The sequence below is a fragment of the Guptibacillus spartinae genome, from assembly GCF_028610625.1.
Lineage (GTDB): Bacteria > Bacillota > Bacilli > Bacillales > Guptibacillaceae > Guptibacillus > Guptibacillus spartinae.
Genome location: NZ_JAQQWU010000001.1, coordinates 79,429 through 105,760, shown reverse-complemented (window position 1 = coordinate 105,760; position 26,332 = coordinate 79,429). Strand labels below are relative to the sequence as shown.

Here is a 26,332-nt window from a genome sequence, read left to right as displayed (position 1 = left end):
GAGGCCTCCGTTTTCTTATTCTCTATTCGCTTTTTGGTTTCCTTCTAAACTTCATAAAGAATTCATACACAACAGGCACAATGATGAGTGTTAGAAGAGTTGAGCTTGTTAACCCTCCAATAACGGTTACACCTAGACCTTTTGAAATAAGTGCTCCACCTTCTAAGCCAAACGCAAGCGGTGCTAAAGCCCCAATTGTGGCAAGAGCAGTCATTAAGATCGGACGTAGACGCGTACCAGCGGCTTCGATCAGTGCTTCTCTTGTTGTTAAACCTTCTTTCTCTTTATGAATCACGCGGTCAATCAATACAATGGCATTCGTTACGACGATACCTATTAACATGAGCATCCCAATTAATGAGGAGATGCTAATCGTTTCACCAGCAACCAGAAGGCCAACAAGTCCCCCAATAACCGTAAACGGAAGCGAGAACAAGATCGCAAGTGGCGCAAGACCGCCACCAAATGTAACAACAAGTACGAGATAAACAATGGCAATCGCTGCTAGCATGGCTAGTCCTAGCTGAGTGAAGGATTCGTTAATATCCTCTGTTACGCCACCAAGAGTGACTTCTGAAGAGTCAGGCAAATCCATCTCATCTATGGCTTCTTGAACATCGCTTGAAACCTGACCAATATTGTCATCAAGTACTTCAGCAGTCACGTTCGCATATACTTTTCCATCACGACGAGTAATCGTATTCGAAGATTGCCCTTCCTCGATTTTCGTCACTTCACTAAGTGGTACTTCCATACCAAGCGGTGACTGAATGGTCGTCTCTTCTAACTCACTTTTGTCCTTAAAGGTCTTTTCGTTAACCTGAAGAACGACATTCAATTCTTCTCCATCTTTTTCAACAGTTGTGAGCACTGGCGCTTCTCCCGTATTGCGAAGCTCCATTCCGATTTGGCCAGCTGTTAATCCAAATTCACTTAGCTTTTCATCGTTCGCTACAATTGTGTACTGATCATAGGATTCTGAAATACTTGAACTAATGTTCGAGAGGTTATCCTCTTTCTCAAGAACCGAAGTGACGTCTTTTACAACTGGACCTAGATCATCCATATTCTCTTCATTAACAACTAGGGTAATCTGATTGCTTCCACCAGAAGCTGAGATATCCTGGTAGCCCCATTCCCCTTTATCACTCATTTGCTTTAAATCTTCTAGAACTGATTTACGTTCGTCATCAAATCCTTCTGTTTCTTCATCATAGCTAACAAAGAAAAGAACTTGATTACTAGCTCCCGGATTCATCGGATTTTCTCCACCAACTGAATATTGAATGGTTTCGACATCTTCTTTATCAAGGAAGTAGTCCTCCGCCTCTAGAGCAAGATCGTTAATGCTTTCAGTCGTTTCACCAGGCTCTGGATTATACGTTGCCACAATCATTTTCTGTTGATCCGATGGCAAGAAGCTTACACCTACAATCGGTGCCAGGAATAAACTACCGACTAACAGAAGAATGCTTGCTCCAAATGTGATGAGCTTATGGTTTAACGTCCAATTTAATATCTTTTTATAGCGGTGAGCAAGGCGGCCATTGCCTTCTTCCTTTTGCTCTATTTCTTTTCCTTTTTTCGACAAACCTTTTTTAAACAGTGAATGAGCCATCGCTGGTACAATTGTAATGGCAACAAGTAACGAAGCTAGTAGTGCAAATACAATTGTTAAAGCAAAAGGTAGGAACAGTTCGCCTACAGGCCCTTGAACCAATCCAAGCGGTAAAAAGACGGCGATTGTTACGATCGTTGAAGACATGATTGGAAGGAACATCTCTTTTGTTGCTTCCGTGATGAGTTCTTTTCCTTTTAATTGTTCGCCCTTAATGGCCATTCGTCGATAAATATTCTCGATCACCACAATCGAATCATCAACAACACGACCAATGGCAACCGTCATCGCTCCTAAGGTCATGATGTTTAAGGTGATGTCTAACTGGTTTAACACCAATAGAGCAATTAATAGACTTAAAGGGATCGAAATAACTGAAATCAATGTTGAGCGAATGTTACGCAAGAATAATAGGATAATTAGTACTGCAAATATAGCACCAATAATGGCTTTGTTCAGCATAGTACTAACTGATTCCTCGATCGGCTCTCCTTGATCAAAAATGGTCACAATACTCAATTTATCATTTGCATCTTCAAGCGATGCAATTTGATCTTTTACACCGTTAACAACATCCACCGTATTGGCATCGGCGCTTTTTGTTACTTGAATCCCAATTGATTCTTTCCCATTTGTTCGGGAAATCGATTCAGCTTCACCAACTAATTCAATGTCTGCAATTTCCTGAAGCTGAACCGTTGGCACTTGAGGTTGACCTCCGTTAGCTCCTGTAGCAGGTGCCTGGCCTTGCGCTGAATTGTTTGGCGCTTGACTTGGTGCTTGTGCTTGCTGAGCCGGAATCGCTGGAATTTCAAGCTCTTTTAGATCTTCCAATGAAGAAACATTGCCATCTACTACGACAGCCTTTTGATTATCTTCAAAGTTATATAAACCTAGTGGGATGTTGACAGATGAACCTTTAATCAGATTTTTCACTGTCTCTTCATCCAGGCCATACTCTTTCATCTTATCTTCTTTAAATGAAAAAGAAATTTCTTCTACTTCTTGTCCAGCAATCGAAACAGATGAAACCCCTTCTACACCTTCAATGGCAGGCAGGACTTTTTCTTCAACACGCTGTGTTAATTCAGTAAGTGAACTGTTATCTTCTGACACACTTAGTGACATGACAGGGAATGCATTAAAACTTAATCGTGATACATCCGGATCTTGCACTTCATCAGGTAATGAAAGCGACTGCAGAGTTTCACGAACTTCATCTTCAGCCTCATCCATGTTTTTGCTAAAGTTATATTCAATTTGGACATTCGAGGCGTTTTCAAATGAAGAAGAACTTACAACATTTACCCCCGGAAGACTTTCCACTTTATTTTCGATCGGCTCTGATACTTTATCCGATACTTCTTCAGGTGTAGCCCCTGGATAGACAGTTGTTACTGATACTAATGGGGTATTAATATTTGGAATTGTTTCCATTTTCATATTAAAACCTGAATACAATCCAGCAACTGTAATAATAATCGTTAGCAGCCAAACTGCAAACTTATTATTTAACGAAAATTGAATCAGCTTTCTCAAGCAACTTCCACTCCTTTTTTCTCTACGCTTTTATGACTGACTGGTCATTACATGATCACTATACTGAATAACACGATATAATTCAAGGCATTATAGAGAATATACAGAGATTTTACAAAGTATTTAATGGGTTATGAAAAAACGGTGAACGTGATATAATGGTTATGACCAATTGGTCAGTAAATACTGGTCAGTTCACTCTGACAAACAGAGGTGTACGATGAACGAAAAAAAGAAACTCATTCTTGAATCAGCTATGCAGCTTTTTGCACGTAAAGGATTTCATTCCACTTCGATACAGGAAATTGCCAATGAAAGCGGAATTTCTAAAGGAGCCGTCTATCTTCATTTCCAATCAAAAGATGATGTGCTATATTCCATCTTTTCTTACTATTATGAGATGTTAAAAAAGAAATTATCCGATGCTAAACTGGAGTCTTTTACCCCTGAAGAACGACTTGAAAAGTTACTGTATGTGCAAGCTAGAGAAATTGTACAGCATAAAGAGTTTATTATTATGCAATTCAGGGAACAGGCTATTTCGATGAACAAAGAAATAGATGAACTTATTTTGAAGATTAGAATGGAGTCTCTTGAAACGCTCGCAAGTAGTATCCATGATTTATATGGTCAGCGCGTTACGCCTATCTTACCAGATTGCGTCTTGCTGCTTGATGGCATGTTCTCTTCTTACATCAAACTAATTGTATTGCAGAATGCAGATTTTGATTTAGAAGAGCTTCCTCGATTTATTTTAAATCGGTTAAATGACTTGGTGTATGGCATGATGGAAAGAAATACTGAGCCATTTCTAACGATGAAACAAGCTTCTGCTATTTTTGAAAAAAGCAGTCAATCGGAGGGATGTCAAAAGCAGTCACCATCCTTTATTTTAACGAATATGGCTTCAACCATTAAACAGATGAAAGTAGAAGAAAACAAAAGAAAAGAACTGCTTGAAACGGTCAATTTTTTATTAAAAGAAATAAATGAACCGAACCCAAGACGCTTTATTTTTAAAGGAATGCTTCATCAATTTGAAGGATACTCTGAACTTAACTCACATAAAAGTGCTCTAGTGAACTCGCTAAACCTGGATTAGTAATTAGAAATTAGTGGAGGTGGAAGATTGTGAAGGAACCGCTCCTGACAAAAGAAGAATTGAGACGTATTGTACGCGAACTTCAATTAAAAGGAATTAACGCACAGCTATGCTATCGAAAAGCATAAGTCCTCTCCCTCAAAAACGATCTAACTGCAGATCGTTTTTTTGTTTGCATTTTTCACCAAATTCAGTATATAAGAGCTCCTCTTGGGTTTAAAGTGAAAAGACAGTTCTTACGAAGAATAAGGATACGGTTAGTCTTCTTAAACTTAATATCTCCTAAGACGAAACGAGAAGTATGCCCCACTTTCAGATCGTAAAACAATCAATCCACCCATATGACACGTGCATATGATTACCGTATTGTGATCTTTACCGACGGAATAAAGATGGGTGCACCCTCACTTGGGAGATTCATGTTGTGCAAGATGCTTCTTTTGAAAGAATAGTAGATCAGTATATTCCACTTATTAAAAGTCAAATTCACAAATTAAACCTTACAACGAATTATTCATTATACGAGCAGGCGGGGTTAATTGCACTTTGGGAATGTGTAGAGAATTATCGCGTGGAAAAAGGAAGCTTCTCCGCTTATGCTTATATAAAAGTACGCGGTAAGCTACTTGATGAAAGAAGAAAGGAAATCCGCGCTTACAATCAGCGTTCTCTAAATTGGAGCGAACATGAAGAGATTTTCAGTGCTCCTCTTCCAGTTGAACCGCATACCGTTGACTTAACTTCTCTTTCTAATAATCAAAGAAAATGGGTCGAAAAGGTAGTCCTTGAAGGGAGATCCCTCAAAAGTGTGGCTGCTGCAGAAGGAGTTAGTGTAGAAGCTGTAAAATCGTGGAGAAAAAGCGCGATTACTAAATTACGAAAACAAGGCGCGATCTTCCTCTCCAATTAGTTAAATCTTTGCCTTAAGTTCAACAAAAAGGACAGGAGATTGATTGTATCGATTCGTTTTGGTAATAAAAAAGAAAACACTCCAGGGGAGTGTTTTCTACTTTTATTAGCGGTTGTATTTCTTTTTGAACTTTTCAACACGACCACCAGCATCGTTAAAGCGCTGTTGACCAGTGTAGAATGGGTGAGATTCAGAACTAATATCAACTTTAATTAGTGGATATTCGCTACCGTCTTCCCACTCAATTGTTTCATTAGATCCCATTGTAGAACCAGTTAGAAATTTAAAACCAGTACTAACGTCTAAAAATACAACTTGCTGGTATTTTGGATGGATTCCTTCCTTCATTGCTAGACCTCCTTTATCGATCAAATCATCATTTACGTTAAAATGAATGGTATAGAAATAAACAGAGGTTTGGACCCTGAAATCTTTGGGCACCAAAACCCGTCCTTTCTAGTATATAATCTTTATGCGATTAGTTCAAACATTGTATGAAAGTTTTTTTAAGAATTTATTGATTACGTATGTATGCCTTGCTCACTTGTGGGTAATAAGTCCTCATTTAACAGAAAATAAAGAAATTTCCGATATCATTTGGACGAATTTTAAGAAAAAGCATTGACGAAAACGACTCTAATTTGTCATGATTGGTGTATCAATCGATTCTTGAGGAGGATGTTGAGATGAAAGATGCGAGTCATGAGGAGATCCTACTAATTCAACAAATTCGTGATTGTATTTCTGAATTCCAAAACGATTATCCACCAGTCGTCAAAGAAGCCATTTTCCACTCGATTCAAAGGTTAACTTCTCAATTGGTTGACGGAGGTCAAACGTTGATAAGAAGTTAGCAAATCATCTAACTCTTGACTACACTGTAATGTTTCTTTATGCGAAATGCCTTTTGCAGTGCCAATCTCGATCATTTCCTCTTGCTTACGCTTAATCCAATGAAGCAATTCTTCTTTTGCATCCTGTTTCACATATAACAAGGCTCGCCACCCCCTCCTCTTATAAGTACAAGCTCTATTATCCAAATTATCAGTCGTCTTGTGAAGGGTTTCGTCAAAACTAGACAAAATCATTTATTATCTCTGTTAAAGGACACAATTATAGTATTCGAACTGTACTTTCATATAAGACCATTTAACTTAAAAATAACAGCTTCTTTTAAGAAGCTGTTAAGAACTCACCTTTGATTTTACTTGTTGCAAGGATTCCCTTGTAATCGAAAGATAGTAATAAAACAATTCGGTTTGTGAACATTCATATAACTGCTTATGCTTTACTTTATATATACCTCGATCTAGAAGAAGAACAATCAGTTCATCCTTTGATCGATAAGAAAATTCCTTTTTCATGATTTTCCTCCATGGTTCTACTCAACTTCTAACTTGCCATCATCATAATAATCAAGCGTTAACTTACCATCTGAATGTAGCTGTGCTAGAAAAACTTCATCTATAGCCACACTTTTATCAGATAACATTTTTCTAAGCCATGCCTCATTATGCCCGACTTCAGTTATTGCTTCGTTCATGATTTCGCCATCCATAATGACCGTTTTCGGTTCTTTATCAGCAGGTAGATGAAGCCAAAGCTCAGCTGGCTTGACCGTTCGATAATCTCGTTTTAATAAAACGCTAAGCTCTCCATCTGATTCAAGAAGTGCAAATTCAACTTCATTGGCCGAAAAGACGCTCTTTTTTCGCAGCATCTCCAGCAGTTCATCTGTGGTAAACCGCTCCTTCTTCAGGTTTTCTTCAAGTATCTTTCCATCTTTAATAAATACTCTCGCCTTTCCCTCTACAAAATCCCTTACCTTTTTATTTTTCAGTGAAATGTAGCTTAAGAAAATAGAAATGATTGTCCAAATCATAATACTTGTGACGCCATGAAGCACGCTAACTTTAACGTCCATCGATAAACTGCCTGCAATATCACCAATAATAATACCTACAATATATTCAAAGTAAGATAACTTCGATAACTGTTTTTTACCAAGTAGCTTTGTAATGATAAAAAGTCCAATAAGAATGAACAGTGATCTTAAAATAACTTCTATCAAGTCGCCCATAAGAATATTCCCCTTTTTTTTGACGTAAAACCACTTATTTTTTCCATATTGTAGTAGTTTGTCCTGAAATGAACCTTTATACACAACTTTCGAAGTGTCATTTCCCCCTGTGTTCTGCGAGCTAGAATATGCAGGAGATAGACTTTACATTGGATGGTGTTGTGTCTATACACAGTTCAATAGATACGGTAAGATGAAAAAACAAAGGAACTGGCGAATGAGAAAGGAAGATAGGATGCTTTTAAAAGCAAAAGAACAGCTGAAACAGCACTTTGGATATGATGAATTTCGAGGGGGGCAAGAAGAGATCATCTCTAGTGTGCTCTCCCACTATAATACGCTCGGCATTATGCCTACTGGTGGAGGAAAATCAATCTGTTATCAAATACCGGCACTCATCTCAGATGGATTAACACTTGTTGTCTCTCCACTTATCTCTTTAATGAAAGACCAGGTAGATGCTCTCGCAAGTTACGGGATAGACGCGGCATACATAAACAGTTCTCTTACAGAAACAGAAATAAGAGAGCGAATGCTAGAAGCAGAAAGTGGAGAACTAACGCTCTTATATGTCGCCCCTGAACGTCTGGAAGCACCGAGTTTTCAACGTTTGTTGCAGCGAACGAGCATTTCTCTTATTGCTGTGGATGAAGCACACTGTATTTCTCAGTGGGGACATGATTTTAGACCAAGTTATATGAAGATTAGCCAGATGCTCCGGCATTTTGAAGTTCAGCCTCCTGTCGTTGCCCTAACGGCGACAGCTACGCCTGAAGTTATTCAAGATATTCAGCGTCTTCTTAACATTGAACCTGAACAGACGTTTATCTCTGGTTTCGCAAGAGAAAATCTTCATTTCTCGGTAGTTAAAGGCGAAAAGAAAAAATCGTTTATCGACAAATACCTCAGTCAAAACCGAACGGAATCCGGCATCATCTACACAGCGACCAGAAAAGAAGCAGACCAGCTGTATAACGCCCTTTTAAAGCAGGGAATAAAAGTAGGCAAGTATCACGCCGGCATGACGGAGAATGAACGAAAATCTGCTCAAGAAGCCTTTTTATTCGATAATATTTCGGTGATGGTCGCTACGAATGCTTTTGGAATGGGGATAGATAAATCTAACGTTCGATTTGTTATTCATCATAACCTGCCAAAGAATATGGAATCATACTATCAGGAAGCTGGTCGTGCTGGACGTGATGGTGAAGAAAGTGATTGTTTTATTCTCTTTTCCGCAGGTGATATCCACGTACAAAAATTTCTCATTGATCAGAACCAGCACGAAGATGAACGAAAATCAGCTGATCTCGCGAAATTAAAAGCGATGGTGGATTATTGTCATACTGAGAAATGTCTCCAAGGAACCATTCTTCACTATTTTGGTGATGAACGACCTGGCTATCGATGTGGCAAGTGTAGCAATTGTATCGATGACAGAGAATCGATGGACATTACACGTGAAGCCCAGATGATATTTTCTACTATAAAACGGGTCAACGAACGTTTTGGCAAAACGATGATCGCACAGATTTTAAAAGGCTCAAAGTCGAAGCGGATTAGTGAGTTAAAGTTAACTAGTGTTTCCACGTTTGGACTATTAAAACACCTTACTCAGCAGGAAATCGTTGATATGATTGACTTTCTAACAGCAGAACAGTACCTCCTTTTAACAGAAAGCAAATACCCAACATTAATCCTCCAAGAAAAAACGCTCCCTGTTTTAAAAGGACAAGAAACGATTTTTAAGAAAGTTGCTCGAAAACCGGTTGCATCCGGGGAAGATGATCAGCTCTTTACACAACTACGCACGTTAAGGAAGCAAATAGCTGACCGCGACAACGTTCCGCCATATGTTGTGTTTGCTGACAGTACATTGCGAGAAATGAGTGCTCACATGCCGACATCTCGTGAAGAAATGCTTCAAATTAAAGGTATTGGAGAGATGAAGTTTGAGAAATACGGGGAAGCTTTTTTAGAACTTTTGCTTTCGGCTAAATCAACGCCATCTTCTTCAGAAGATGCAAGTCATAGGGCTTCACTAAAATTATTTGAAGAGGGCAAAGACATCGTAAACATCGCCGCTGCTCGATCGTTAAGTCCTACTACTGTTGAAAGTCACTTGCTAAAAGCCCTGGAAGAAGGATTGTTTCAAGACACCACTCGACTGCTTGATCAAGAAATAGAAAATGCGATTTTAGAAAAAGCAGAATCAGTAGGATTTGATAAATTAAAACCAATAAAAGAAGCACTTCCTGAATCGTTCACTTACTTTCAAATAAAAGTCGCTTTAACGAAAAATCGTTTAGCTACAAAAAAATAACAACAAAAAAAGAGGATGAGTCATCCTCTTTTTTGTTTATTCATAGCGAAGCGAATCAATTGGATCCAGTCTTGAAGCTTTGTTAGCAGGCAAGAGACCAAAGGCAATCCCAATAAGCATTGAAAATAGAACGGCTCCAAGAACAACCTGCCACGAAATCAACGATGGCCAGTCCGCAAAGAACGACACCAGATACGCCGTTCCTGCTCCAAGTATGATACCAATGATTCCACCAATTAAAGTTAGTATAATTGATTCAACCAGAAACTGAAGAAGAATTTGCTGTCTCGTCGCTCCTAGTGACTTTCGAATCCCAATTTCACGCGTTCGCTCTGTAACAGAAACGAGCATAATGTTCATTACACCTATGCCACCAACTAGTAGTGAAATACCAGCAATGCTACCGATAATCGTTGTCATGATGGTTGTCACCTGCCCAATCCCTTGAGCAATTTCTTCCATATTAATGACTTGATAGGAATCCTCTGTGTCATGAAGTTGATTTAAAACCGTCGTAGCACGCTCTCCTATAGGCTGAATGTCATCTGCATTTTCCACTTGGAGCGTAACTTGACTATAGTTATTTGTACCAAGCATATTTCGCATTGCCGTCCAAGGAATATAAGTTTCTACGGAACCGAACGCAAAAAGACCAGTTGGTTTCTCTAAAACACCGATCACTTCCACAGGCTGAACACCAATGCGAATAATTTCTCCTATTGGTGATTTCCCATCAAACAACTCTTCCTGCATCGCTGCACTGACGATCGCTACCCTACGACCGCCGAGAAAATCAGCGTTCGTAAAGGAGCGGCCCTTCTCCACTTTCAACTGATTCACGTCCAAGTACGCTTCATTAATGCCAGTAATGGACGTTTCTGCTTCTTCATCGCGGAGATTAGCTGTTGAAAATTCTGAAGAAGAAGCAACCACATTTGAAACTTTTTCGATTCCCTCTAGCTGTCGAATGTCTTCTTGGGTAAAGGGATTCTCCTCCCATTTCCCCTGCTGCATTTCTTCTTCAGATGGCTGGTAAAAGACTTCGATCGTATTCCCATCCCCAGCAATTTGGGATTTCAACATTGCTTCTCCACCTTGACCGATCGCCACAACAACGATGACGGCTGCGACACCGATGATAATCCCAAGCATCGTTAAAATCGATCGCATCTTATGGGCTTTGACTGACATGAGAGCCATTTTGATATTTTCCCAAAGACTCAACGTGTTTGTCCCCCTTTCTCGAAAGGGTTCTGGCCCAGTAAGCCATCTCTTACATAAATTACTCGATTTGCGTATTCAGCTACTTCTGGTTCATGAGTCACAACGACAATTGTGGTTCCTTCTTGATTAAGCTGAACAAACAAATCCATTATCGCAACACTTGTCGCCGTATCAAGAGCACCTGTGGGCTCATCCGCAAGAATAAGCGATGGATTATTCACTAGAGCTCTCGCAATGGCCACCCGTTGCTTTTGACCCCCTGAGAGCTCATTTGGAAGGTGTTCAACTCGATCTTGCAATCCTACTTTCGCTAATGCATCGCGCGCGCGTTCTTCCCGCTCTTTTTTAGAAGCACCTGCGTAGACCATAGGAAGCTCGACATTTTTAAGCGCAGTAAGTCTTGGGAGCAATTGAAACTGTTGAAACACAAAACCAATGGACTGATTTCGAACTTTTGCTAACTCTTGATCTTTATGTTGAGAGACATCTTCTTCATTTAATAAGTAAGAACCCGTCGTCGGGCGATCGAGGCAACCAATGATATTCATCAAGGTTGATTTCCCCGATCCTGATGGTCCCATAATAGCGACAAATTCTCCACTATTAATGACAAGACTTATACCTCTCAGTACATTTACCGACTCCTTGCCAAGTGTATAACTTTTTGTTATTTCTTCAAGTTGGATCATTTTACGGACACGTCCATTTTGTTTTTAAGATGATCAGGTGCATTGACGATAACTTTAGTTTTCTGAGATATTCCTTTAGCTACTTCAATTCGTTTTGTAGTGGAAGAGCCCGTTTCAATTTGGCGTTTAATGGCCTTTCCATCTTCTACGATAAAGACAAAGGATTCTTCTCCATCTTGTTGCACCGCATCTAATGGTAACGTTAGAGCTTCATGTGATTCTGTTTCAATTTCAAGGATCATTTGGAAACCAGGCTTTAAATCCACATCCTCTGGATGATTAAATTTAACAGAAAATGGATATTGAACAGCTGACGTATTCGCTTCAGGTGAAGACGCTTGTGGTAAATAACCTACTTCCATAATTTCTGCTTCCCACTTTTCATCAGGGAGAACATCTGTTGTTATCGTTACCTTTTGACCTGCTTCGATATTTAACGTATCGTATTCCGAAAGCGTGCCTTCTACGATAAGATTTTCCATACTTCCGATCCGTAAAAGAGGTTTCTCCATTTGGGTTGACTCCGGCACACTTGAATCATTTGCTTCGAGTACGATACCGCTAATCTCACTTGTTACGTCAAGCTCACTAACCTTCTGTTTTAAACGATCTCGCTGAAGTAGTGCCTGACGTAAATCTAGATTCGCCATCCGTTTATCCATCTTTACCTGATCGATTTCAGCTTCCATCGTTTCTTCTGCTTCATCTTCTCCAACATCATCAGCTAAATCATTTTGTTTTTCCTTAAGTCGCTTTTCTTGTTTATCAAGTGAGTTGATTCGTAAATAAAGCGACTCAATGTTTATTTCATTTTGCTCTTTCTCCATCTCTAAATCCTGGTTCTCATATTTAACAACCGGATCACCTTTTTTAACTGAATCTCCTTCTTTAACAAGAACCTCTTTCACTGCGCCTTTACTCGCGTCCTGATAAACGGTACTTTCCTCAGCCATGGCCAGTGTTCCAGGTGTCATGATGGTTGACTTCATTTCTTCTAATTTCGCCTGTTCGGTTTCAACAGTGGCCGTTCGATCTGCATACGTACGATAGATATTTGCACCTACTATTATAATAATGATTGTTATTACAGCAATGATCATCCATACTTTCTTTTTCATTGCTTACATTCCTGACATGGTATTCATCATACCACCAACCGCTGCAGCACCCACTGTAAAGACAAGAAAGATAATGGCGATCGTCCAGGCAAGTCCCTTCGGCCACTTTGCTGTTATTCGAAGTCCAATACCCGTTAAGACAATCGTCCAGATACCAAAGATTTCAATTCCATTAAGAAAAGCACCAACGGACCCTTCTGAACCAACGAGCGCGCCAAGACTTGTATAAAGCTCATTCGGTGATCCACCTAACAACGCAAGAAGAAGACCATTTAACACTAAGCCAATCGCACTTATAAAGCTGATATACGTATTCATAGAGAAAAATTGCTTAAATGTAGCCTCAGAGCTAGTTGCTTTATTAATTAACCAAAAAATAAAGCTTGAAAAGAGAATGCCAAAAATCGGACCGAGCGCAGAAAAAACAACGGTTGAAATCTTTGAAAATAAGATAATTCCGTCCATGTTTTCTCCTTCTAACTCCGCTTTAGCAAATTGCTCTTCAAAGCCTGGACCGATCACCATTAGCCAGCCTCCAATTAATGAAAGCAACGTTACAATGATAAGGGGTACCCATATTTTCGGATTGGAGCGTATGGTAGCAAACTGTTCTCCTGGGCTCCAAATCATCCCAAATACCGATGGTTTTTCTGCTTTACCTGTTTCTTCAAACGTTTCGTTCATTATGTACACAACCTTTCAAAATAATGTCACCTCTTTCTACGACTCTTGTATTAAAAGGTTCCATGTTTTTGAAAAAAAGTTAAATCATTTTAATAGATTGTTTTTTTATCAAATAAAAAAAGCCGATTATTTTAAGAAATAATCAGCCTCCAATTATTTTGATGAATAGCTGCTCCTCTTTTTGAACTTAGGTCAAAAAAGAATTGGCATGCCCTAATGGCGCTACAACGCATAACGTTGCATCTAGCTATAGTGCAAACGCAGCTTCATGATGTAGTCGACATCACCAAATTCGAGAGACTCTAAGATCTCTTCCTCTGAGAATCCAGTTGCCGTCGCGATCGTCCTGATGTACGGTCTTTTCTCTAACTTTATGCATCGTGCCCTGGCTTTCTGTGTCTGGTAAAGGACTTGCGAGTAGCGATTGTTAAACACGATTCGCTTCACTGTTTTCTCCTTTCACACCCATAATGCATGCTCGCAACGCTACGGTTGAGTGCCATGGGCATGTATATACCTATACCCCGGTGGTAGGAAATAGAAACAGTCTTTTATTTACACAGCAACCACAATTTTTCTTGTGTGCTTTACAAATTTCTACTTCCTTCATAACCGAAGATTGACCAGGTGGGGTAGTCACAGAAAAACCACAACTCTAAATTAGTGCGTCTTCTTCTTGATCCAGCATTACTTTTATCATCAAGTGGTACCGGTCCATCATTTGCTCTTTAGTGAGTGGGAGAACGCGAACAAAATCTTCCACTACATCTTTATCTGAACGAAGCCATGCATGGTAAGATCGTTTTACAAAACGCTCGGCATCGTCAAACTGGTCAAATACAATATCCTCTACAACACCTCGACACATCACTTCCCACTTTCCTTCACGTCCAGGACGAATATAGATGATTACGCCATCATGATTTTCATAAAAAGACCCGCTTTCACTGTTACGCTCATTCAGCTTATTCCGTTCAGGATCTTTTCGAACTGGCTTTAACTTAAAAGAAGGCTCAACAAAAATATGGAACGTGTCATCATTTAGTTCACAGCCTGCGGCTTTGGGATGGCCACCACCACCATAACGAGAAGCAAATTCAGATACATCTGCGCTGTCATGGATCGTCCGAAAACCTAAGCGTCTGCTACCCGGATTCATGATTGTAATGAAATCAAGATGTGGATTTCGCTTATTTAATTCATTTCCAAGTTCTGAATGATAGGACTCAGCATGTACAAGACCAATACAATATTCATCGACAAACATTTGCACAAGCTGACGGTTTTTTTGATGAATGTACCTTTCAATCTTACGTTCTTCAAGGTCAAGGATCATTTCCTCTGCCTCATTAAACTTAAAGGAATCAGGTTCTCGCGTTAAACGCCTGATCATTTCCGCCTTAAACGTTTCTCTTCCCATGATCGAAAACAAATCGTTTAAGCGTTTCGCATCTACTTCGTTTTCTTCTTCCCATTCCCACGTATCATACTTTCGAACAAGCTCAAGAAATTCTTCAAGACTTTCCAACCGCTCGATCTTTTCTTTTTCTCGTAGATATTCATAAAAAAGAGTAGCGGCACACGTTTTTTGATCTTCTCCTGGATCCACATACCCCCATTTATACTCATTAAAATGCATGGCTGTTGCATGATGATCAATCATTTGAATATGAGACCCTTCTCGAAACCGTTCATCTAAAAGCTTTTCAACGTGCTTGTTTACTGATAAGTCAGTAATAAAGATGGGTTCTCTCTTGTTTTGTTGGATAAATCCTTCCACCCGGTCATCTAAATTACGATATGTACAATGGGTCACATCTACCTCTTTCTCAAAAGCCAGTTCAGCTATAAGCGCGCAGGCTGTTCCATCAAGATCGCTGTCAGTAAATAATTTTATCATTCTTTCATTCCTCCTATTCCCTAGTAGTATGTACGCCAAATTGTTATTCATGAAAACTCATACGACAGAAAAAAGCGAGCTTCTGCCCGCTTTTTTCTTGCAATTTTTCAATTATACAGGGCAATCCCGCATCATGTCCAATTGTTCTTCACTCCACCTGTGTTCTAAGTGGAGACTTAGGAATTTGAATTTACTTGAAATTGTTCACGGAGTCGAAACTTTTGGATTTTACCACTTGCATTGCGAGGTAACTCTTCAAGGAACAAATAGTTTCGCGGTCGTTTATAATGTGCAAGATTTGGACTTTTTTTACAGAATTGATCTAAATCAGCTTCAGTGAGCGATGCCTGTTTTCTTACAATAATAGCCGTAACAATTTCTCCCCACTTTTCATCCGGCTGCCCGAGCACTGCAACATCAAGGACTCCCTCGTGCCCATGTAGGACATCTTCTACTTCTCTTGGATAAACGTTTTCTCCTCCGGAAATGATCATATCATCGACACGATCAGAGATATAGACATAGCCATCTTCATCCATATAACCAAGGTCTCCTGAATGGTACCACCCCTTATACATAGCGTCCTTCGTTGCGTCTGGACGATTGTAATAGCCGGTCATCATACATGGTCCTTTTACAATGATTTCCCCAATTTCGAAAGCAGATAGCTCATCATCTGGCTCAGAGGATCCTTGCTCATTTGGTCTCACGATTCTTACCTCGTGATTCAGTGCGGCTCTTCCTGCTGATCCAACTTTTGTTAACTGCTCATGCTCATCAAGAAAGGTCACCGCAGGACCCATTTCAGTCATGCCATACGCTTGAATAAGATTAATACCGAGCTTTTCTTTCACGGCCACAACAAGTGATGGAGCCATTGGGGCAGCACCATATAATCCTACTCTTAAGCTGCTTCGATCAAACGCTGAATAGTCTTCTTGTAAAACCATATTCCACATCGTTGGGGCTGCGAAGAACACGGATATTTTTTCACTTTCAATCACCTGAAGCGCTTTTTTAGGTTCAAAATGGTGAATGATGATATTAGTAGCGCCAAAATGAACCCTCGGTAGAAAATTACAGTGTAGTTCCGCACAATGAAACATCGGCGCAGCAACGAGTCCTCGATCCGCTTGTTTCAAATTGAGAGAAGCTCCACAGAGAATACTTTGCTCAAGCATATTCCGATGGCGATGCATGACACCTTTTGGTCGTCCTGTCGTCCCGCTTGTGTACATAATGGCATACGTATCATTTTCATCGACTTCACAAGATGGTTCATCACTATGAGAAAGGCGAACTTGTTTTTTGTAGCTATCAGCATACGCTGGTACGTTTTCCTCGATTGACCAGAATGAGACATTTGGATAACGCGATTGTATTTCTGCGACGATTGGTTCAAGCGTATTTTCAAATACGAAAACAGTTGGTTTTGCATCCTCAATAATGTAAGCGATCTCATTTGATTTTAATCGAAAGTTTATTGGATTTAAGACTGCACCTATTTTTGCGCAGGAGAAAAATAAAGTTGCTAGCTCAATCGTATTAAACAAAAAGGTGGATACACGATCCCCCTTTTTTACGCCAGCATCGAGAAGAGCATTAGAAAGCCGGTTTACCTCTATGTTCCATTCATAATAAGTCCACCTAACGCCCCGATCGACATCTACAATGGCTTCTTCTTTTCCATACTTTCTAACCGTTTGAAGAAATAAAGAACCAATCGTACCAGACATCTTAACCCCTCCATTTACTTATGATTAAGTTTTGGGTAGCGTATGTATAGTTCCATTCTCACAATGAAAAAACCTCTTTTTGACTGAAAATTCAAACAAACATTCTTATGACCACTAAAAAAATACCGGAAATTCCGGTATTTAAATACGATCGCCAATGTCATCCTGCTTCCATTTATTCATTAACGGAACCGAGTGTGAACGAATATTAACGACTAACTTTTTAGGATCTTCCTCTGTAAGTAGCGGTTCCATGTAGCGTTGATGTAGAAAACCTTCTTTCACCATATGTTCAAGCATCCGATAAAAAGGATCATAATAGCCATTCGTATTTAAAAGACCTATTGGCTTATTGTGGTACTCCAATTGATACCACGTGAAAATCTCCGTCAATTCTTCAAGCGTACCAATTCCCCCTGGAAGAGCGAGAAAAGCATCGCCTGACTCATACATTTTAGCCTTCCTTTCATGCATAGTTTCCACGATGATCAGATCGGTTAACTCGATGTGACTCACATTTTCGTAGATTTTTCTCGGAATAATCCCAGTTACTTGTCCCCCTTTTTTCAGTACCGTTCTGGCAAGGGCACCCATCAACCCAACATTTCCGCCTCCGTAAATGACTTCTATGTTGTTTTCCGCAAGAAACGTTCCCAATTCTTCTACTGCATGGAAATAGTTTTGGTCGACATTGTTACTTGAACCACAGAAAACCGTTATTTTTTTTAACTTGTTCACCTTTTTTATCCTCCTCTCTATTGCCTATCCAGTAACCTTTTCTTCATATTAATGTTGGTCGTTTCAAATCCGAGTCGTTCATATAGACGAATGGCTTGTTTATTATGAGCAAAAACATGAAGAGACAGCCCACTTATTCCCTGTTTCATCAAAATTCTTTCCAGAACGTTGATCGCTTCTGTTCCAAAACCTTTTCCTTGTTTATCATCATGAATGTTAAATTCATAAATGAATGCTTCCTTTTGTTTAGTGTCTTTTTTCACCCAGAGACTTCCTACCTTCTCTTCAGTCGCCTTTACTACAATTGTATAGAGGCTATGGCTATCCGTTTCCTTGCCCTCAGGGAGCAAACGTTGAAACTCCTGACTTGACTTCTCCACTGCATCCTCCGCTTTCCAGTTTCCTGCAGCTACTTTTTCTTTTGCATAAGTTTGAATGGAAGTGTCTAGGAATAATTTATAATCCATTTCACTCATTGGTACAAGTTTAATCAATACTCTCCAGCTCCTTCCTTCTATTATCTTACTATTTCTACAGTTAGAAAAATAGAGGAATAGAGTCAAAAAAAATACCGACTTGTGTCGGTACCTCATTCAAACTTATAACGCTTTTGCTTATGCTAAATCATTGAGGACTTTTCCGATCTTATCATGGATAACAAGATCCGCTACTTTGTCATAACTTGTTTCTTCATCATTAACAATAACAAGCTTTGCTCCGTTTCGTTTTGCCTCCATAGGAAACACATTAGCCGGCGAAACTTGAAGAGAAGATCCGAGAACAATAAAGAGATCAGCTTTTTTTGCTTCGATCTTAGCCTGGTGGATTGCATTCAGCGGCAAAGGTTCACCAAAAAGCACAACCCCGGGACGATTAAATCCGCCACATTTGCAGATGAGATCATCATTCCAATACGAATCACTCGACGCTTGTTCTCCACAATCATCACAATACATGCGTCTTAATGATCCATGCATTTCTGCGACATTTTGACTTCCTGCTAACTGATGGAATCCATCAACATTTTGTGTAAGAATCGAGCCAACCTTACCATTTCGCTCCCATTCAGCGAGATGATAATAACCCTGATGCGGTGAAGTTTCTTTCAACTTTTTAATACGCTGTTTATAAAAACGAACAAACATATTTCGTTCGTACTGCATTGCGTCTCTGCTTGCAAGCTGGAGCGGGTCCACCTCGTTCCATATGCCATCAAGCGCAGATCGAAAGTCAGGCAAACCGCTTTCTGTACTCATTCCTGCACCTGTAAGAACGACAGTGTGTCTGGACTTTTCAAACAATTCTGTAAGCATCAAATCACCAGCTTTCATTTATCCAATAGTTAACCATTCACGTATATTCGCTTTTCTAAACCCAAGGTCGTGATATTTGTTAACTAAAGTTAATCAACTACCTGATTTGTTTACAGAATTGAAAGATTTGATAAGGATTTCTTTCTTCCATGACACTTTCTAATTAGCATTGAATCAATAAATCTGCAAGTGCTTGTTTCAACGTCGAATACGTGTTGACCTTGTTGAAATTGGTATCCAGTTTTACAACAGAAAGAGCAATTTCTGGTTTGATCCCACTCACTCGTGCTTCAACACCAACAAGTCTAAGCGCTTCGATAATTTGAAAAATCTGCTGAATAACAAACGTATCTACAATCGGAACACCAGATAAGTCTAAAACAAAATAATTTAGACGAAGGTGAACACTTTGATTTAGCGACTCTTCCATAATCATTTTTGCTCGATACGTATCAATTGTGCCAATCAAAGGCAATACCGCAACGCCCTCCATAATTGGCACGACTGGCGCAGATAACTCAAGAATTTCGTTGCGCGATTGCTCGAGTAAGTTGGTTTGATACTCAACAAACGGAACGCTAAAATAATACACGACAAGATTCATAGCATGATCTAGCTTAGAAATCAGAACGTAAAACTCCTGAAGACTCATCTCCTGCTCTATCGCCACTTCTTTTAATACTTCGCCTATGTAGGTACGATAGTGAGGGACTTCTCCTAGCATCGAATCAAGAGTTGTTTCCAATCGTGCACACAGCCTACCTGTTTCTAACCCCCACGCTTCGATGCTTTTTTCTGCTTCTGCTTCCTCAAGTGCAAGTGCTTTTGCATAGATTGACACTAATTCAACACGCAAAGGAAAAAGTTGCTCTGTTTTATCTTTGAGCAGAGTTGAATATTTTTTATTTTGTGCCTTCGTAACTTGCATAGCAATGTGTTCTTTTTGACCCAAAATTCGTTCGCTAACTTGCAATGTGACGCTAACGCTCATCGTTCATCCCCACTTAGTTTTAATAAATAATCTCAATTATTTTATCCTGAGATTTCCTAATTGTAAAGATTTAACGTATGAAAAAAAAGACGATGAGAATGTCTCATCGTCTTTTCCTAACTATTTTGTTGCGGGAGCAGTGTGATCTGCATTTTCAACGCCAGATTTCTTCTCTTTTCGTTTTTCTTTGCGTGGCTTTGGATCTTTCGCAACTAGATACTTCTCTTTCTTAAGCGCCTTGTAGAACGAGACGGTCATGAGAATCATGATGACCGAAAACGGTAAGGCTGCTAAAATCAGTACGTTCTGTAACGCTTGTAGACCACCTGTATAAAGAAGTACAGCAGCCATGGAAGATTGGATAATTCCCCAAGTTAGCTTCACATTTGAACCAGGATTTAATGAACCATATGTGGTCTGCATCCCAAGTACAAACGTTGCCGAATCAGCTGATGTAATAAAGAAAGTCCCAATAAGCGTAATCGCTACAATCGATAACACGGTACCCAATGGGTAATTTTGCAATGTACCAAACAACGATTCCTCTGTTGCAAGAGAGGCAATATCAGCAATTCCTTGCTGTTGAATATTGATCGCTGAGACACCAAACGTTGAAAACCATAGGAAACCAACGATAGAAGGTACAAGAAGAACGCCTACAAGAAACTCTCGAATGGTTCTTCCGCGTGAAACACGCGCAATGAAGATTCCTACGAATGGTGACCAAGAGATCCACCATGCCCAATAGAAAATCGTCCAGTTGTTAATCCATTCTCTATTTTCTGGATTCAATGGTGCAATACGGAAACTCATTGCCATAAAGTTTGTAATATAAGCACCAATCGTATCTGTAAACATATTTAAAATATAAATGGTTGGACCCAGGATAAAGACCGCTAGGAAAAGAACCCCTGCAAGTCCTAAATTCGCATTACTTAAGTATTTAATACCCTTCCCAATTCCCGTCCAGGCTGAAATCATAAACAGGACAGTGACAACACCGATAATAACCAATTGTGTACTAAAACTATTAGGTATATCGGTTAAATAGGAAAGCCCACCGTTGATTTGAACAGCTCCAAATCCTAGTGTCGTAGCAACACCAACAATTGTAGCAAAAACGGCAAGTACATCAATGACTTTACCGAGTAGACCGTTTACTCGCTCACCAAAGATCGGGTACAACGTTGCACTAATCAAACCAGGACGGTCATGTCTGAATTTAAAGTAGGCTAGTACGAGCGCGACAATTGCATAAATCGCCCAAGCATGAATACCCCAATGAAAGTATGAATACTGCATTGCTTCTTTAATAGCAGCGGGTGTTCCTGTTTCTGCTGTTGGTGCATTAACAGCGTAGTGAGACATCGGCTCAGCTGTTCCCCAGAAGACGAGTCCAATACCCATTCCAGCACTAAATAGCATGGCAAACCAGCTTAATCTTGTGAATTCTGGTTTTTCATCAGGCTTCCCAAGCTTGATTTTTCCATACGGCGTGAAAATAATAAAAATACAAAAAATAACTAATAGCGTAACAAGAATGAGGTAATACCACCCTAACTTGTTAGAAATAAATGACTGTGCACTTGCTGACATCGAACCTAACGTATCTGGAGAAATTGCCCCCCAGATCACCATAATCAAACTAATAACCAGCGTGCTCCAAAACACGGAGGATACTTTTTCCCTCATACACTTCACCTCATCTTAAAATAATTTCTGTTTCTCATACCGTATAAATTAGTACAATCTTACCTCTACCTATTTATACCACGAGAAAAAATGTCGAAACGCGTAATTTCTAGTACTAAATAACTGCTTGTCTCAATTAGTTGGTAAAACCTGCTGACCTCAAGGGTTGATGATAAAAAAATAAATCGAAAATTTATTTTTTTTGCTTGCGATTATTTGACTTTTTCATTTTTACGCTCTTTGTTGAAGGTTGTTTTCTAATCCATTTCAAGTAGCGACGAATTTGCTCGTCTTGCTTTAGCTTTGAAATGGAATCAAGTCTCATCGCTAATTCCTGGTTCGTATATAAAGCATGGATTTGCTTGTGACACGGAATGCAAAGAGATGCGGTTGGTTTATGCGCTCCGCCCTCTTCCTTTGGGGTCAAATGATGAATGGTACACGTGACGCCACTTCTTCCACATAATTCACATACATCCATACTTATATCCTCCAATAGCTAGTGTTTGTTAGTTCCTCATACACTATACAGTTAGATGAAGGCATCCTTATTGAATGCTTAGAATATCTTTAATTTCCTCTTCAGATAAACTGGAAATCATCGTTTCACCAGGCTGAATGACCTTCTCAATGAGTTCTTTTTTCTTTTGTTGAAGTTCATAAATTTTTTCTTCAATCGTTCCCTGTGTAATTAACCTCATCACTTGAACGACTTTTTTCTGTCCAATTCGATGAGCTCGACCTGCTGCTTGCTCTTCGACAGCTGGGTTCCACCAAAGATCATATAAGATGACGGTATCCGCGCCCGTTAAGTTCAATCCTGTACCGCCTGCTTTTAATGAGATTAGAAAAATGTCATTTTCTCCCCCATTAAACCGTTCTGTCATTTCAACACGATCTTTCGATGGGGTTTGCCCATCTAGATAAAATACGGAGTATCCAAGATCAGCGAGCTTTTGATGAATGATTTTCAACATGCTAGAAAACTGTGAGAAAATAAGCAGTCGCTTTTTATTGTCAATGGATGTTGTCACAATATCCAAGAGCTGCTCAAGTTTTCCTGATTGCCCCTGATAGTTCTCAACAAAAAGTGATGGATGACAGCACAGCTGACGAAGTCGCGTAAGACCAGCTAGAATTTTCATGCGATTCTTTTGAAAACCGTCACCAGCAAGACTTTCTTTCGTTTCTTGTTGAATGCGGTGCAAATAACCAATATACAGCTCTTTCTGCTGTTTCGTTAACTCAGATACTTGAACCGTTTCAATTTTATCAGGAAGTTCTTTTAGAACATCTTTCTTGACCCGTCTTAAAATAAACGGTTTGACCATTCGCGAGATCCGCTCATGAGGTAAATTTCGAAATGTCGCTTGATCAGGGAAGAAACCTGGCATGATCGAATGAAATAGCGCCCATAGTTCATCAAGTGAATTTTCAATTGGCGTTCCACTTAAGGCAAAGCGTTTCTTCGCACGAAGCATTCTGACTGCCTGTGACGTCTTGGTTGCAGGATTTTTGATAGCCTGTGCTTCGTCAAGAATAACCGAATCAAACTGTACTGTTTCATAATGGTCAATGTCCTGGCGAAGCGTTGGATAGGAAGTGATCCATACATCCGGCTGTAGTCCCTGACTAAGAAGCTCTTTTCGTTCTGTTGGTGTTCCTGTATTAACTGCAATCGTAAGGTCAGGTGCAAATTTTTCAAATTCTTTCTTCCAATTGTAAATAAGCGAAGCTGGGGCAACAACGAGTGCAGTAGCCTCGGGATTCTCTTGTTTCTCAGAAAGTAAATACGCAATACTCTGCAGCGTCTTACCTAGCCCCATGTCATCTGCAAGAATACCTCCAAGGTGATAATGCGCCAGCGCTTTTAACCATTGAAAGCCCGTCATCTGGTAAGAACGCAAATCTGCCTCTAAGCCAGACGGAAGATCAAATTGGAGATCCTCTGGATGTTTCAATCGGGAAACGAGATCTCGGAAAGCTTTGCTGTAGCGAGATCCATGCTTCCCTCCACTCATTCTTTCATCCAGCTGTAATCCTCGGTAGAGCGGAAGATGGAGCTCTCCTCGATCGATATCATTTTGTTTAATATTCAGGTCGTCGAATAATTGACTCACGTGTTGAAAATCTTCATTTTCCATTGAAACAAAGGTACCATTTGAAAGGCGATAATAACGGTCCTTTTCAATAACCGCTTTTAGAATATTGGATATTTCTTCATCATCGAGCCCTTTCATGTCAAAGCTAACGTCAAGCCAGTTTCCACTATTGTCCATATCAACGGACGTCACAGGGGCAGACGATTCATCTAACAACCAGGCACGTGCTGATTCAGTCAGAAAAACGGCCGCAAGGTCATTTAGCTCTGGAATCGTCCAATAGAGAAAATCAAAAATGAGCGCTTCATCTTCAGCGTAAAGTTCTTTACCGTTAAATTTCAAAGAGGCCTGCTCAATTAAGGACATAATGGCTTGTTCTTTTTCACTGTCTCTAAGAACGATTCCTTGCTCATTGACAATCCGGTTATTATCTTTAAATGGATTGATGACATCATCACCATATTCATACTCTACCGTGACAAGTAATCGGTCTCCTTCAGCATTTACATAGACTTTTGCCTGTAGCTCTGGATTGATGATTTTATCATTGATTTGCTCAGAAATAACAACACTTCCAAGCTTCTTTAATCCAGGTACAACCTGAGATAGAAAAGGCTCAATTTGCGCTGTTGAAATCGAAAGTTCACTCTTTCTAGCCGCATTCCGAAAAGCGGTTAGGTCTCTTAATAGAGATTGCTGCTTTTTGGAGAGCTTATAAAGTTTTTCCTCATGAAATAACCAACCATAAGTAGGAAAGTAAGCTGCACTTTGAAAACCATTTAACTGAATCACATACTCGTTATCCATCTCATCAATTTCAAAGGAAAAGGGCAGACCACTCTCGACAAGTGATGTTTCTTCATAAAGCGTTCGATTGTATTCAAAACGTAGTAAGCGACCTTGTTTGACAAACTCAGTTAGAAATTCATTTGCCGTTAAAGGCGGTAAAATCAACTCCCGATTTTCAGTAAACCGTCCCCAATTATCAGGTAAATCCAAGTAAACCTTTTCGTTTCGTCTAATCGCAAGGAGAATTTCCATAAGCGACTTATCTGCTTCATGAAAGGTGTGTTCATCGGGTTCATAGCTGAACTTTTTCGTAAACCAATACGACTGCTCTTCTAGGACTGCATCAAGAAAGGACCGGATATCTTTTACAACATACAACCGATTAACCCCTACTTTGAGCTCGAGCGTCCATGGTGAATCACCCTGTGATTTACGTAATGTAGGGTACGAGCTTGCTTTTACCGTGAATTCAACTTTTAGCTCATCTGCTCTTGCATTGGAACGACCCGGTTCCGGTTGATAATCACTTAACACCTGGATAAGCTGATTCGTTTCATTATAACTTCGTGGTGATTGAGTTACCTGCGATGATTTCTCGCTTTCTTCTTCTGGCGGACCTTCTTCACTTATCGCAATGAGAACGGCGGCGAGATGCTTGCATGTCCCGTAGGTCTCAAATGCCTGACATTCACAAGATCCAAACCAATTATCACCAAGTAGCTCAATTAACACGCCATATTCTAAACTGCCGTTTACATAAGCTCGGTAGGATTGATCTTCTTGATCATATGTAAGCTCAGAAACGCGTCCATTCTGATAATACGTTAGCCCCCTTTGATAGAAGCTGACTGGAAAACGTTCTTTTATTTCACTTTTGGTAAACATCGAAAAATGCTTCATATCCACATCACATCAATTCCAATGGTAGTAGTAACCTTCATTATACAATTTTCCACATCTTCTTCAAAATATTGAGCGACCCAAAAAAGCATAATAGCATATTTTCGAACAAATTCAAAATTACACTTCTAATTTAAATGGTTTGGACATGTATTTAAGTAAGAGAGAATATCGGTTTTCAGTCACTTTTTCTAAATAAGGTCATCTTCCAAAAAAGGGTGATGAATAAGGAGAATGCCGAGCATGTTAGAGATTGCACTTACTCACATCGTTCTAGGCTTATCTATAGCTGCACCCCTTGGACCAATTAATATTGAAATTATGAAAAGGGGCATACATAAAGGGTTTTGGTCATCACTTCTCGTAGGGGCAGGAGGGATGAGCGCTGATCTTATTCTTATGTACTTAATGTATTTTGGGATTGCAACCTTTGTAAAGTTAACCGCTGTTCAAATCTCCCTCATGATATTAGGTGCCATTATTTTAACGGTTTCTGGTGTTCAAGGATTTTTATCACGAGTAAGTTTAGAAGAAGAAAACGACAAAGAAGGAGCTGGCCTCTTTCATTCTTACCTCACTGGCTTTATGATTGCTGCATTCAATCCAATGAACCTCTTATTTTGGTTAGGGATCTATGGCTCTGTATTAAGTGTATCCCTTCAACAACCTGACAAATGGCAGGCGTTCTTTTTATCCGCTCTCGTTTTTATAGGAATCGGTCTCTGGAATATCAATCTATGTATGACGGTCCATTTTGGAAAGACATTAATGAAACCACGTACGTTACGTGCCATTAGTGTAACCGCAAGTATCGTTTTATTATTCTTTGGATTACGATTTGGCTACCTTGCAGCTGAAATGATCTTTGTTGCTTCAAAATAGGA

At 39.7% G+C, this 26,332-nt stretch carries 23 protein-coding genes; 4 read left to right on the top strand and 19 right to left on the bottom strand.

Going from position 1 to position 26,332, the window contains the following annotated elements:
• Positions 1-22 precede the first annotated feature (22 nt).
• Positions 23-3,157, bottom strand: a complete 3,135-nt coding sequence (locus PQ511_RS00540) for an efflux RND transporter permease subunit (RefSeq protein ID WP_273849970.1) — start codon at positions 3,155-3,157, stop codon at positions 23-25.
• Between the two features lie 220 nt (positions 3,158-3,377).
• On the opposite strand from PQ511_RS00540, the gene PQ511_RS00535 reads away from it, so the two are divergent.
• Both PQ511_RS00535 and PQ511_RS00530 read left to right on the top strand, forming a co-directional pair.
• A complete protein-coding gene (locus tag PQ511_RS00535) occupies positions 3,378-4,259 on the top strand; it encodes a TetR/AcrR family transcriptional regulator (RefSeq protein ID WP_273849969.1) in 882 nt (293 codons plus the stop codon).
• Positions 4,260-4,683: 424 nt separating this feature from the next.
• Positions 4,684-5,169, top strand: coding sequence for a sigma factor (locus PQ511_RS00530; protein WP_273849968.1), 486 nt, complete (start codon positions 4,684-4,686; stop codon positions 5,167-5,169).
• 105 nt (positions 5,170-5,274) lie between these two features.
• Here PQ511_RS00530 and PQ511_RS00525 read toward each other — a convergent pair whose 3' ends face one another.
• From PQ511_RS00525 to PQ511_RS00510, 4 genes are all read right to left on the bottom strand, one after another.
• Complete coding sequence (locus tag PQ511_RS00525; protein WP_048310190.1) at positions 5,275-5,517, bottom strand: type B 50S ribosomal protein L31; 243 nt, start codon at positions 5,515-5,517, stop codon at positions 5,275-5,277.
• Positions 5,518-5,975: 458 nt separating this feature from the next.
• Positions 5,976-6,155: an aspartyl-phosphate phosphatase Spo0E family protein gene (locus PQ511_RS00520; protein ID WP_273850608.1), complete on the bottom strand. Its 180-nt coding sequence runs from the start codon at positions 6,153-6,155 to the stop codon at positions 5,976-5,978.
• Between the two features lie 198 nt (positions 6,156-6,353).
• The gene (gene fbpA, locus PQ511_RS00515; protein ID WP_226658699.1) at positions 6,354-6,533 is read right to left on the bottom strand and encodes a Fur-regulated basic protein FbpA; all 180 of its coding nucleotides are present in this window, start codon (positions 6,531-6,533) and stop codon (positions 6,354-6,356) included.
• Positions 6,534-6,550: 17 nt separating this feature from the next.
• Positions 6,551-7,249, bottom strand: coding sequence for a DUF421 domain-containing protein (locus tag PQ511_RS00510; protein ID WP_273849967.1), 699 nt, complete (start codon positions 7,247-7,249; stop codon positions 6,551-6,553).
• A 217-nt stretch (positions 7,250-7,466) separates the two neighbouring features.
• Here PQ511_RS00510 and recQ point away from each other — a divergent pair, with 217 nt between their 5' ends.
• Positions 7,467-9,572: a DNA helicase RecQ gene (gene recQ, locus PQ511_RS00505; protein ID WP_273849966.1), complete on the top strand. Its 2,106-nt coding sequence runs from the start codon at positions 7,467-7,469 to the stop codon at positions 9,570-9,572.
• A 36-nt stretch (positions 9,573-9,608) separates the two neighbouring features.
• Here the strand turns inward: recQ and PQ511_RS00500 are convergent, their stop codons facing one another.
• From PQ511_RS00500 to PQ511_RS00435, 14 genes are all read right to left on the bottom strand, one after another.
• Positions 9,609-10,796, bottom strand: coding sequence for an ABC transporter permease (locus tag PQ511_RS00500; protein ID WP_273849965.1), 1,188 nt, complete (start codon positions 10,794-10,796; stop codon positions 9,609-9,611).
• Positions 10,793-11,485 (bottom strand): ABC transporter ATP-binding protein, encoded by a 693-nt coding sequence (locus tag PQ511_RS00495; protein ID WP_273849964.1) that lies wholly within the window; start codon positions 11,483-11,485, stop codon positions 10,793-10,795. The genes PQ511_RS00500 and PQ511_RS00495 overlap by 4 nt, the downstream gene beginning before the upstream one ends.
• On the bottom strand, positions 11,482-12,603 hold the full coding sequence (locus PQ511_RS00490) for an efflux RND transporter periplasmic adaptor subunit (protein WP_273849963.1): 1,122 nt from the start codon (positions 12,601-12,603) through the stop codon (positions 11,482-11,484). Before PQ511_RS00490 ends, PQ511_RS00495 begins: the two co-directional genes overlap by 4 nt.
• A gap of 3 nt (positions 12,604-12,606) precedes the next feature.
• The gene (gene yknW / locus PQ511_RS00485) at positions 12,607-13,287 is read right to left on the bottom strand and encodes a YknW family membrane protein (RefSeq protein ID WP_273849962.1); all 681 of its coding nucleotides are present in this window, start codon (positions 13,285-13,287) and stop codon (positions 12,607-12,609) included.
• A gap of 243 nt (positions 13,288-13,530) precedes the next feature.
• The gene (locus tag PQ511_RS00480; protein ID WP_226658706.1) at positions 13,531-13,734 is read right to left on the bottom strand and encodes a hypothetical protein; all 204 of its coding nucleotides are present in this window, start codon (positions 13,732-13,734) and stop codon (positions 13,531-13,533) included.
• 208 nt (positions 13,735-13,942) lie between these two features.
• A complete protein-coding gene (locus PQ511_RS00475) occupies positions 13,943-15,187 on the bottom strand; it encodes a DHH family phosphoesterase (RefSeq protein ID WP_273849961.1) in 1,245 nt (414 codons plus the stop codon).
• A 176-nt stretch (positions 15,188-15,363) separates the two neighbouring features.
• Positions 15,364-16,923 (bottom strand): fatty acid--CoA ligase, encoded by a 1,560-nt coding sequence (locus tag PQ511_RS00470; protein ID WP_273849960.1) that lies wholly within the window; start codon positions 16,921-16,923, stop codon positions 15,364-15,366.
• Positions 16,924-17,064: 141 nt separating this feature from the next.
• Positions 17,065-17,661 (bottom strand): LOG family protein, encoded by a 597-nt coding sequence (locus PQ511_RS00465; protein WP_273849959.1) that lies wholly within the window; start codon positions 17,659-17,661, stop codon positions 17,065-17,067.
• Positions 17,662-17,678: 17 nt separating this feature from the next.
• Positions 17,679-18,155, bottom strand: a complete 477-nt coding sequence (locus PQ511_RS00460; RefSeq protein WP_273849958.1) for a GNAT family N-acetyltransferase — start codon at positions 18,153-18,155, stop codon at positions 17,679-17,681.
• A gap of 120 nt (positions 18,156-18,275) precedes the next feature.
• Entirely contained in the window at positions 18,276-18,974 is a 699-nt protein-coding gene (locus tag PQ511_RS00455) for an NAD-dependent deacylase (RefSeq protein ID WP_273849957.1), read from the bottom strand.
• A 163-nt stretch (positions 18,975-19,137) separates the two neighbouring features.
• On the bottom strand, positions 19,138-19,965 hold the full coding sequence (locus tag PQ511_RS00450; protein WP_273849956.1) for an STAS domain-containing protein: 828 nt from the start codon (positions 19,963-19,965) through the stop codon (positions 19,138-19,140).
• Positions 19,966-20,085: 120 nt separating this feature from the next.
• A complete protein-coding gene (locus PQ511_RS00445) occupies positions 20,086-21,657 on the bottom strand; it encodes a glycine betaine uptake BCCT transporter (protein ID WP_273849955.1) in 1,572 nt (523 codons plus the stop codon).
• Between the two features lie 193 nt (positions 21,658-21,850).
• Positions 21,851-22,138: an HNH nuclease-like protein HlpB gene (hlpB, locus tag PQ511_RS00440; protein ID WP_273849954.1), complete on the bottom strand. Its 288-nt coding sequence runs from the start codon at positions 22,136-22,138 to the stop codon at positions 21,851-21,853.
• A 67-nt stretch (positions 22,139-22,205) separates the two neighbouring features.
• Positions 22,206-25,448 (bottom strand): DEAD/DEAH box helicase, encoded by a 3,243-nt coding sequence (locus tag PQ511_RS00435; RefSeq protein ID WP_273849953.1) that lies wholly within the window; start codon positions 25,446-25,448, stop codon positions 22,206-22,208.
• Positions 25,449-25,691: 243 nt separating this feature from the next.
• Here PQ511_RS00435 and PQ511_RS00430 point away from each other — a divergent pair, with 243 nt between their 5' ends.
• The gene (locus PQ511_RS00430; RefSeq protein WP_273849952.1) at positions 25,692-26,330 is read left to right on the top strand and encodes a LysE family translocator; all 639 of its coding nucleotides are present in this window, start codon (positions 25,692-25,694) and stop codon (positions 26,328-26,330) included.
• The last annotated feature ends 2 nt before the right edge of the window (positions 26,331-26,332 follow it).

Coding starts and splice junctions, on each gene's coding strand:
- PQ511_RS00510 (WP_273849967.1), bottom strand. CDS start 7,249: ATGGGCGACTTGATAGAAGTTATTTTAAGATCACTGTTCATTCTTATT.
- PQ511_RS00475 (WP_273849961.1), bottom strand. CDS start 15,187: ATGATAAAATTATTTACTGACAGCGATCTTGATGGAACAGCCTGCGCG.
- PQ511_RS00455 (WP_273849957.1), bottom strand. CDS start 18,974: ATGCTTACAGAATTGTTTGAAAAGTCCAGACACACTGTCGTTCTTACA.
- hlpB (WP_273849954.1), bottom strand. CDS start 22,138: ATGGATGTATGTGAATTATGTGGAAGAAGTGGCGTCACGTGTACCATT.
- PQ511_RS00470 (WP_273849960.1), bottom strand. CDS start 16,923: ATGTCTGGTACGATTGGTTCTTTATTTCTTCAAACGGTTAGAAAGTAT.
- PQ511_RS00445 (WP_273849955.1), bottom strand. CDS start 21,657: ATGAGGGAAAAAGTATCCTCCGTGTTTTGGAGCACGCTGGTTATTAGT.
- PQ511_RS00450 (WP_273849956.1), bottom strand. CDS start 19,965: ATGAGCGTTAGCGTCACATTGCAAGTTAGCGAACGAATTTTGGGTCAA.
- yknW (WP_273849962.1), bottom strand. CDS start 13,287: ATGAACGAAACGTTTGAAGAAACAGGTAAAGCAGAAAAACCATCGGTA.
- PQ511_RS00535 (WP_273849969.1), top strand. CDS start 3,378: ATGAACGAAAAAAAGAAACTCATTCTTGAATCAGCTATGCAGCTTTTT.
- PQ511_RS00490 (WP_273849963.1), bottom strand. CDS start 12,603: ATGAAAAAGAAAGTATGGATGATCATTGCTGTAATAACAATCATTATT.
- PQ511_RS00430 (WP_273849952.1), top strand. CDS start 25,692: ATGTTAGAGATTGCACTTACTCACATCGTTCTAGGCTTATCTATAGCT.
- PQ511_RS00525 (WP_048310190.1), bottom strand. CDS start 5,517: ATGAAGGAAGGAATCCATCCAAAATACCAGCAAGTTGTATTTTTAGAC.
- fbpA (WP_226658699.1), bottom strand. CDS start 6,533: ATGAAAAAGGAATTTTCTTATCGATCAAAGGATGAACTGATTGTTCTT.
- PQ511_RS00435 (WP_273849953.1), bottom strand. CDS start 25,448: ATGAAGCATTTTTCGATGTTTACCAAAAGTGAAATAAAAGAACGTTTT.
- recQ (WP_273849966.1), top strand. CDS start 7,467: ATGAGAAAGGAAGATAGGATGCTTTTAAAAGCAAAAGAACAGCTGAAA.
- PQ511_RS00495 (WP_273849964.1), bottom strand. CDS start 11,485: ATGATCCAACTTGAAGAAATAACAAAAAGTTATACACTTGGCAAGGAG.